The organism is Marseilla massiliensis, from assembly GCF_016899955.1.
Lineage (GTDB): Bacteria > Bacteroidota > Bacteroidia > Bacteroidales > Bacteroidaceae > Prevotella > Prevotella intestinigallinarum.
Genome location: NZ_JACJJL010000026.1, coordinates 41,140 through 50,430, shown reverse-complemented (window position 1 = coordinate 50,430; position 9,291 = coordinate 41,140). Strand labels below are relative to the sequence as shown.

The 9,291-nt window shown below is 52.2% G+C and carries 9 protein-coding genes and 1 pseudogene; 5 read left to right on the top strand and 5 right to left on the bottom strand.

Annotation, left to right across the window (positions count from 1 at the left end; all coding sequences use genetic code 11):
* Window positions 1–208 precede the first annotated feature (208 nt).
* The 5 genes from H6B30_RS13110 to H6B30_RS13090 all read left to right on the top strand — a co-directional run bounded on the left by H6B30_RS13110 (window position 209) and on the right by H6B30_RS13090 (window position 3,688).
* Window positions 209–754, top strand: a complete 546-nt coding sequence (locus H6B30_RS13110; protein WP_205111317.1) for a topoisomerase C-terminal repeat-containing protein — start codon at window positions 209–211, stop codon at window positions 752–754.
* Window positions 751–1,293 (top strand): hypothetical protein, encoded by a 543-nt coding sequence (locus H6B30_RS13105; protein ID WP_205111315.1) that lies wholly within the window; start codon window positions 751–753, stop codon window positions 1,291–1,293. The genes H6B30_RS13110 and H6B30_RS13105 overlap by 4 nt, the downstream gene beginning before the upstream one ends.
* A 348-nt stretch (window positions 1,294–1,641) precedes the next feature.
* Window positions 1,642–1,947, top strand: coding sequence for a hypothetical protein (locus tag H6B30_RS13100; protein WP_205111313.1), 306 nt, complete (start codon window positions 1,642–1,644; stop codon window positions 1,945–1,947).
* 35 nt (window positions 1,948–1,982) lie between these two features.
* Window positions 1,983–2,408, top strand: coding sequence for a PcfK-like family protein (locus H6B30_RS13095; protein ID WP_205111311.1), 426 nt, complete (start codon window positions 1,983–1,985; stop codon window positions 2,406–2,408).
* Window positions 2,409–2,410: 2 nt separating this feature from the next.
* Complete coding sequence (locus H6B30_RS13090) at window positions 2,411–3,688, top strand: PcfJ domain-containing protein (protein ID WP_205111309.1); 1,278 nt, start codon at window positions 2,411–2,413, stop codon at window positions 3,686–3,688.
* A gap of 84 nt (window positions 3,689–3,772) precedes the next feature.
* Here H6B30_RS13090 and H6B30_RS13085 read toward each other — a convergent pair whose 3' ends face one another.
* The 5 genes and pseudogenes from H6B30_RS13085 to recD2 all read right to left on the bottom strand — a co-directional run bounded on the left by H6B30_RS13085 (window position 3,773) and on the right by recD2 (window position 9,288).
* Window positions 3,773–4,576 (bottom strand): hypothetical protein, encoded by an 804-nt coding sequence (locus tag H6B30_RS13085; RefSeq protein WP_205111307.1) that lies wholly within the window; start codon window positions 4,574–4,576, stop codon window positions 3,773–3,775.
* A 96-nt stretch (window positions 4,577–4,672) separates the two neighbouring features.
* Window positions 4,673–5,047, bottom strand: a complete 375-nt coding sequence (locus H6B30_RS13080; protein WP_022384485.1) for a hypothetical protein — start codon at window positions 5,045–5,047, stop codon at window positions 4,673–4,675.
* A 94-nt stretch (window positions 5,048–5,141) separates the two neighbouring features.
* Window positions 5,142–5,567: a YolD-like family protein gene (locus H6B30_RS13075; protein WP_205111305.1), complete on the bottom strand. Its 426-nt coding sequence runs from the start codon at window positions 5,565–5,567 to the stop codon at window positions 5,142–5,144.
* Window positions 5,560–7,048: pseudogene (locus tag H6B30_RS13070) on the bottom strand (Y-family DNA polymerase). Before H6B30_RS13070 ends, H6B30_RS13075 begins: the two are co-directional and overlap by 8 nt.
* Window positions 7,049–7,050: 2 nt before the next feature.
* On the bottom strand, window positions 7,051–9,288 hold the full coding sequence (recD2, locus tag H6B30_RS13065; protein WP_172774771.1) for an SF1B family DNA helicase RecD2: 2,238 nt from the start codon (window positions 9,286–9,288) through the stop codon (window positions 7,051–7,053).
* Window positions 9,289–9,291 lie beyond the last annotated feature (3 nt).

Here is a 9,291-nt window from a genome sequence, read left to right as displayed (position 1 = left end):
GAAGCCATCAACACCGACCTGTTCATCCTGGCATGGCAGGTGCGCACGCTCTCGTGGAACGACCTCTGGTTCTCGCTCGACCCGGAAGGATGGGCAAACGTGATGTCCGGAAAGAACATCATCGGCGGCATCGTGGCCGACTGGAAGCGTGGCTTCAATTAGAAAAACATAAATGATTCAATCGGTAATACAATCAATTCATACAGCAATGGAAACAGAAAAGAAAATCATCGGCCGCTGCCCCTTGTGCGGCGGCAACGTGGTCAAGACCTGCAAAGGGTACCGCTGTGAGCATAACATCGGCGACAGCCCCTCTTGCGTACTGAACATCAACGCCATCATCGGCAACCGCAAGATGGCGGACGCGGAGGTGGCGGAACTTTTGGAGAAACGCCGCATCCTGCTGGACGGTTTCGCCTCCAAGGAGGGAAAGGCATTTCCAACCGTGCTGGAGCTGGCCGACGACGGCAACATCCTGATGCAGCCGGTCATCGGCAGGTGTCCGCATTGCGGAGGGGAAATCCGTGTGGGAAGCCGGGCGTTCAACTGCTCCAACTATGCCAATCAGAATGCGCCCTGCTCCTTCGCCATCTGGCGCAACATCGGTGGGCACCAGCTCACCCTGGAGGAAGCCAAGGAAATCTGCGAGAAGGGCATCACTTCTTCGGAACTGGAGATGTACCGTGAGGACGGCAGCATCTACCGCAAACGGCTCGGCGTGTCGCCGGACAAACTTCAAATTGTGAAGATATGAGACCGGGGATGAAGATTGGGATAATACTCGCCTCCATCGTGCTGTTCTGGAGCGGCGTGTTTTGTCTTGTCTGCTGTTCGGACAATCTGAATGACCGTGCGGCGGACATGGCCGAAAAGGCATTGAGGGCATCGGTGGACAATCCCGAATCCATACGGATATTGGCTGTCAGCAAGCCGGATTCCGTGTTCGGGCATACCTACATCACGCAGGAGGAGAAGATGGCCCTTTCCATGGCCATGGTGGAAATCAACAGGAAGGTGATGGAGGCTACGGACGGGCTTGAGGACTTCGACCCGGACGACAAGGAAACGGCCGCCCTGATGGAGCGGCAGATGTCGGCCATGTCGAGCCTGAGGCGGCTGATGGACTTCGGCGGCCCGCTTGACGGGAGTCCGCAACCGTTCAGCGGCTGGAAGGTCAAGGTTGACTTCGAGGGCGTGGACGCGGACGGACAGGGCTATCATTCTGAATACTGGTTCATTCTGGACAAGGAGGCGCAATGCGTGGTGAAGTCGTTTGAGATACCCTTGCCGTAGAAGGCTAAGAATTTTATTCCTGGATATATTGAAATCTCGGTGTCATCGGTTATGGCATCGAGATTTCCTGTTCTTGAACCTATGGGCGTTCTGCTCCGGCAGATTTTCCGCTACAAAGCAACGGAAGGCCGTGGCGGCGGCGAACGACGCTCCTCTTGCCTGCGTGGAAAGCGTCCGGCAGCCTTCCGCGATTTGTGCCAAATCGGGTATTCCGGCCTCTTTCCACTGGTCACGTCCGCCTTTTGCCCCTTGCGCCTTCCGTCATGCCGTACCGTAAAATCCCGGAGCGGAAGCCGCAAGGCTTCAAACAAAAGGGAAAAAGATTAGAACTTCAAAAAATCAGACGTTATGGCAATAAAACTCATAGACAGAAAGGAAAATATCAGCTACAAGGGCAGTATCTACGAGCTTACCCTGTTGTGGGACAGGGAGAGCGTCCGCAAGTGCTTCTGCGGTATGCCGCCCTTCTTTGCTCACATCCGTAAGGACGGGGCAAACTTCGCCACTATCGACTGCTATTCAAACGACAATGAACGGTTTGTCGTAAAGAAGTTCATGCCGTCCCTACTGGCAAGGCCGGACTGGCAGGTGCGCTTCGACAGAGACATCAACACCATACCGCTTTTGGAACTGCTGGCAGGACTGCCGATTTAACCTGTATGGATTTTATAACGTAAAAACAAGGACATATGAAAGGAACAGAACATTTCAAGGAGATTATCAAGGGTTATCTTGACCAAAGGGCAAAGGAAGATGAGCTTTTCCGTGCCAAGTATGAAACCACGACACGCACTATGGACGATGTGATAACATTCATTCTTAATGAAGTGCAGAAGTCAGGCTGTTGCGGATTTGCCGACGATGAAATCTATTTACTGGCTGTCCATTGCATAGACGAGCCGGAACTTGAAATAGGCAAGCCATTGCAGTGCAACGTGGTGGTCAACCATCATATTGAACTGACGGAGGAGGAAAAGGCAGAACAGAGGGCACTCGCGCTCAAACGCTATCAGGACGAGGAGCTGCGCAAGATACAGGCACGCAATGCAAGGCCGAAAGCCCACAAGCCGCAACCGGAGAGCCAACCGACATTATCACTCTTTGACAACTTTTGAGCATGAAACCGAGGAACAGATTTGAAAAGGCGGTGGCGGCTTCCAATGGGAAGCTGACCGCCCTCAGCCCCAAAGCTGTTGAATGGGCTGTAAGTAATGTTATTGTACATATCGCATTCCGCACGTCCGGCCATAACTGCACGTGCGGTGACTGCGGAGCGAAGTTTGACCATAAAGGGAAAGGCAAGACGGTATGTTGCCCTCATTGCGGACACCGCTTGCAGGTAAGGGACACGTTGAAGCGCAAGGAAGTGCAGTCCGCCTATTTCTCTTCCCTTGAAGTGGTGGACGGCTTGCAAGTTCAGCGTGTGTTCCTGCTGAGAGCCGTATGCCGGAAAGGAATGATGTTGAAAACGTCCTGCATGGAGGTGTGCCGCCTGTGGCTCAATGCCGAGGGCAAAATGGCGGTGACATCAAGGGCGAGGACTTTGGGCTGGTATGTGGACAGCTTTAATTGGTGTACAGGGATTGACTTGAAGATTTTGTCCGAAGTGCATTGGGTGATTTCCGATACATACGTTTACCCACGTTATAAGGTGCTTCCTGAATTGAGGCGCAACGGCATGAGAGGCAGGCTTCCCGATGATTGCCATCCGGCAAGGCTGATGAAGGCGTTGCTGACGGACAGCCGGATAGAGACGATGATGAAGTCCAAGGACTTGCAGGCCGTGGCTTACTTTGTGAGCCGTCCGCTGGATTTGGACACGTGCTGGCAGTCGTACAAGGTGGCCGCACGACATCATTACCGCCCGTCCGACTACGGCCTGTGGTGCGATACCGTCCGCTTGTTGGAGCAATGCGAAAAGGACATCCATAATGCTAAGTATGTCTGCCCTATAGACCTCAAAGCCGCCCATGACAATTGGCTGGACAAAAGGAACAAGGCGGCGGAGAAGCGCAGGAGTCAGGAGCAGATGTTGAGAGCCAAGGCGAAAGAGACGGACTTCTATAGGGAAAAGTCCCGCTACTTCGGGATTGTCATCAGCGACGACGACATTGAAATATCTGTGCTTGATTCCATAGAGGCTTTCCAAGCAGAGGGAAGCAGCCTTCACCATTGCGTGTTCCAATGCGAGTATTACGCCAAGGTGGACAGCGTTATCCTGTCGGCACACGACCGCCAGGGCAACCGCATCGAGACCGTGGAATTCTCGTTGAGCCAGGGCAAGGTCATACAGAGCCGGGGGCTGTGCAACTCCAACACGGAATACCACGACCGAATTGTAGGACTTGTAAACGCCAACGCCTACCGCTTCCTGGAGGCGAGGACACCGGCATAATTCCTTGAAATGTTCAGACCCCGACCTGCGCCGTGAGGTGTGGGTCGGGGTAATGTATTCCTTTGAGGTAAGAATTGTGCCGTTCTACTCCTTACTATTGTTTTCCTCCTCTATCAGGGCATTGCGATGATAACCGTGCCGCACAAAAGAGTCCACAAAAATCAATTCCTTGTACCATTCCCCTTTTTCATCCTTTTTATTTTGGAAGCGGAAAAATCCTCTGACGAATATTTCATTGTCATTCACAATCTTGCGGAACCACCTCGAATCCATTACAATTACTTCCTGACCGCTCTCATTCCTGACCTTTTCTTTGCTTTTGTACCCCAAAATCTTATCATCCAATTTAGCGGTTGTTCCAACGGGTACGATGATTGTTTCTACCTTTACATATTTTTTAACGGCAAGATATACCATCAATTTGTTAGCCAACCTCTCATAAATTTGTTCCCGTTCCTCCTTATTCCCGGCAAAAAGCTGGTCATCTGCCGTCAATGTCGGCCACGTGTATATATGCCGTACATTGTCCTTGGTTGATTCTATGTAAAAATACATATACAGGTTGCTAATGCCGCCATCCTCCCTGAACAGCCACACATGCAATGTGTCTTCTCCAAATCCATAAACAATCGTCCCGCAGTCTCTGGAAAGGAGTATGCCACAGACATTATCCTTGTAGAACTCTTGGAAAAGCTGATGGTCAATGCCGTAAAATGATTTTGCGCTTTTCTTCATGACTACCTCAAAAGAGGGCATGAGAAGTTCGGGTATGCCCCAATCCGGTTGTGTCTGGCGGACATCAGACAGGAATTTCAGGCCATTGGCCAAATATCCAAAATGTTGCTTGTTGCTCAGCATGGGCACGCCGAATTTTCCTTCATCTTCCACGTTGTCAATATTGAGCAGCCAAGATATGATAGGTCGTTTGCGGATTATCATAAGCTATTTATATTATAGGTTCAACTTGCAATGGCAGGAATAGGTTTAATCTTTCCTGTAAGAGTTCGCCACGGTTTCTTCTAATTCTTCGTCAGGAACTTCCTTGCAAAAAATGTAATATACTGTTGTGCTGGTTGAGCTTGCTCCTCCATATGCGCCTACAAATCCGCCCCCAGTGGTAACAGATTTCGTATCGACTAATTCCCATCCTTGAAGAGACATATAATTCAATGCCCCTATCAGGGAGTTGAATTTCAAATCTTTGCCATCAGTTCCCTTGACAGTTTGCGGCTTTCTGTCTGTGCCATCATCAAGTTTTATGGAATTTTTCTTGTATTCCATCTCTACATACAGTTTTTTAGCACATGCAAGCTGTGCTGTCAAAAGTAACACTGCCAATAACACGAAAACCTTTCTCATAATGAATTTAATTTAATGGTACATTTATAATTGAATGTTGTTTTACTCATATATCTTTGATTTTCAATGGTAAGTATAATTTGTAGAGAACACGTTATTCTTGTTGTAGCTTTTCTATCATCCCTCCTGAGATTGATAAGATATTGTCAATCAATAGGATTTCATTTGTCTCTAAAATGACAGTTCTTTCCAACTCATCGTACCTCCGTATTACTCCGGTAATTGTGATATTTCTGCCGCCGTCTTTTAACGTGTCAGGAATAAAATAGATGAATGTAAGATTGGAACGCTCACCGATGTGGTCAATGGCATAGGTCAGACGCCTGGACAGTATCTCCTGTTCGTCCGATGACAGTATCTGCCTCGGTGTGGTCTGCCGTGCGGTCTCAGCTATCGCCTCGTCATGGCCGGTCAGAGCGGCGAAGGGCGCAAACTGGGCAGCACGGTTTATCATCGGCATCGGCTTCCGGATCTTGGAGACATGGTGCGGCAAGTGGATGATGTCGTCATATCTACTCATGGTGTCCTCCTATCTGCTGGTTGCGTTCCCGCTGGGTGGCTCCGTCCGCATAGTTCAACCCTTTGAGGATGGCGTTCTTGCCGAACTTCTTCTTTATCTGCAGCACGGCTTCCTGGCGGCGGTGTTCCCTAGCCAGCATCTCTTCTTCAGCTTTCTGTTCCTTTTCCTGCTTTTCGTAGTCGGTGAAAAGGTCGAGCTGCACCGCTTTATTGTCTGGCTGTATATCCGCCTCGTGCATAAGATGGTTTGCCGACAGGGTGATGCGGCGTACCAGCAGGTCGGGGTTTACGATGCGGTCGAACAGTCCGCCGGACTTCTCCATGAGGATTGTTTCGGAAGAGGTCGGACGCTCCATGTTTACTGTTCCGTGTGCATGAACCGGGACTTGTCTGCCATAGCGGTCGGTCGCCACTTTGCCCTGATACTTTTCCCTGATATTCCTGTCCGTCAGCGGATTCAGTGTCGTAACCGATAGTCAGCACAAGCTGGTCGGTCACCAGTCTCTTGTCAACCAGGTCCAGAGAGAGACTGTCCGCCATTTCCAGTACCACATTCCGTGCCTTGACTGCCGTATAGGGCGACTGGAGCACCTGTCCGCTGCTGACTGAGTTTGTTTCCGGACGGTATGCCTTTATCAAGTCCATAGTCACAGGTTCCCATCCCCAGGCATGGTCTATCAGCAGTTCCGCATTGACCCCGAACAGCTTATACAGCAAGTCCTCACGCTCAATGGAACAGCGGGCGATGTCGCCCATTGTCAGGATGCCGTAGGCCGCCAGCCGTGCGGCAATTCCACGGCCCACGCGCCAGAAGTCCGTAAGCGGTGTATGTTCCCACAACAGACGGCGGTAAGTCATCTCGTCCAGTTCCGCGATGCGCACGCCGTCCTTATCGGCAGGCATTTTCTTGGCCACAATGTCCATCGCTACCTTGCAGAGATAAAGGTTCGTGCCAATGCCAGCGGTGGCGGTGATGCCTGTCTCGGCCAGCACCTCCCGGATGATTTTCATGGCCAGCTCGTGAGCCGTCATCCGGTAATTCTTCAGGTAGGATGTCACGTCCATAAAAACCTCGTCGATGGAATAGACATGGATGTCCTCCGGGGCGATGTGGCGGAGATATATTTCATAAATGCGTGTGCTGTATTGGATGTAATGCGCCATGCGTGGCTGTGCCACCAGATAGTCCACGGCCAGCTCCCTGTGTGCGTCCAGTTCCTTTTTCGAGTGCGATTTCCCGGAGCGTCCCCGCTGCCGGTTCACCTCACGCACCCTCTGCACCACCTCGAACAGCCGTGGCCTGCCGCCGATTCCATAGCTTTTCAGCGCAGGCGATACGGCCAGACAGATGGTCTTTTCCGTCCGCGACGGGTCGGCCACGACCAGGCACGTGTTGAGCGGGTCAAGTCCCCGTTCCACACATTCTACCGAGGCGTAGAATGACTTCAGGTCAATGGCTATGTATTGGCATTCGGTATTCATGTTTATTTGTCTCCTTTGTCATAACCTACCGTAGGTTCGGCGGCAATGGCTGTTTCATCCTCCGGATTTCCCAAGATGTAGGGGCGTATCTGTTTGGGTGATACGGATTGCCCCAATGCCGGGTTCAACCGTTCTTTCAGCCTCGTGTTGCGTTTCAGCACCGTCATGTTGCGGATGGCAAATGCGAGTGCTTTCTTCGTGCCGATGAGCACGCATATCTTCTTGGCACGGGTGATGCCCGTGTAAATCAGGTTGCGTTGCAGCATCACATAGTGGGTCATCAGGACGGGCATCACCACGATGGGATATTCCGAACCTTGCGACTTGTGGATGGTGGTGGCATAGGCCAGTGTCAGCTCGTCCAGTTCGGAAACATCGTATTCCACGATGCGCCCTTCAAAGTTGATGTATAAGGTGCGCTCTTCTAGATCGACTGATTCTACGAAGCCCAAGTCCCCGTTGAAGACGTCCTTGTCATAATTGTTCCGCAGCTGCATCACCCTGTCGCCCTGACGGAACGAATAGCCGCTGCGGTTTAGCGACACGCCCGAAGGGTTCAACGCCTGCTGCAAGGCCATGTTCAGATTGGCCGCGCCTACTATTCCCCGTTGCATGGGTGTCAGCACCTGGATGTCGGCTGTTTTCCGGTGATAGGCTTTGGGCAGGCGGTTCTTCACGAGGTTCACGATTTCCTCGGCTACCTTCTCCGGGGCTTCCTGTTGCATGAAGAAGAAGTCGGTGTCCTTGCCGTTGCTGGTATCGGGGAAACGGCCCTGGTTGATGGCGTGGGCACTCATCACAATGCGGCTGGACTGTGCCTGCCGGAAGATGCGCGTCAGGCGGATGACGGGTATCTTTTTACTGTCGATAATATCGCGGAGTACGTTGCCGGCTCCTACGCTGGGTAATTGGTCGATGTCGCCCACCATGACGAGGCGCATGGAAGTGGAGACCGCCTTCATCAGATTGTTCATCAGAATGATGTCTATCATGGAACATTCGTCCACGATGAGCGCGTCGCCTTCCAGCGGATTCTCTTCGTTGCGTTTGTAGCCGTCCTTCGGATTGTACTCCAGCAGGCGGTGGATGGTTTTAGCCTCCATGCCCGTAGCCTCGCTCATCCGCTTGGCAGCCCGTCCGGTGGGAGCGGCCAGCAGGATGCGTAGCCCCAGATGTTTCAGTGCGGCGATGATACCTTGGGTCGTAGTGGTCTTGCCTGTGCCGGGCCCGCCAGTCAGCACCATAACCTTGGAGCGAAGGGCTTCCCCGATGGCCTGCAACTGCACCTCGTCATACGTGATGCCAGTTTCCTTGGACAGTTCCGCAGCATTGAACCGGGTCGCAAAGAGATTGCTTTCCGACTCACGGAGCAGGGCAAGCAGACGGTTGGCCGTGCCCACCTCGGCAAAGTAGAACGGAGGCAGGTAGATGGCTTCATCCTCTGTCTTCAGGTCTTCCGTCCGTGCCATGTCGGTCAGGGTTTTGCGGATGGAGTCCTCATCCGCTTCCAGCAGACAGATGGCGGCTTTCACCAGCTGCTCCTCCTCGGCATACACGTGTCCCTCATTGGCCAGTTGGTTCAAGGTATAGATGATGCCGCTCTTGCAGCGACGCAGGTCGTTCTTCTCATATCCCATCTTCCCTGCGATTCCGTCAGCTGTCTTGAAGCCGATGCCCCAGATATCATCCGCCAGGCGGTAAGGGTTCTCTTTCACTTTGTCGATGCTCTCCTTGCCGTATTGGCGGTATATCTTGGCTGCATAGGCCGTGCTTACCCCATAGCCTTGCAGGAAAAGCATCACGTTCTTGATGTCCTTCTGCTTCTCCCAGCTCTCGCGGATTTTCTCCACACGCTTCCTGCCGATGCCCGGCACTTCATACAGCCGTTCGATGTCGGTCTCTATCACCTCGATGGTATCCAGCCCGAACTGCTTCACAATGAGTTGGGCGAACTTCGGCCCGATTCCTTTCACCAGACCGCTTCCCAGATATTTCTCAATGCCATAGACAGTGGCAGGCATCACTTCCTCCCAAGTCTGACAGACGAACTGGCTGCCATAACGCTTGTCCACCTTCCAGTCACCTTCGCACAGCAGCACGCTTCCGGCAGGCACCTCCAACAGGTTGCCCACCAAGGTCACAAGGTCGTCATAACCTTTCACCTTGACTTTCATGACAGAATATCCGTTCTCCGGATTCTGATAGGTGATGCGTTCCACTACACAGCGAAGTTTGGGCATAGG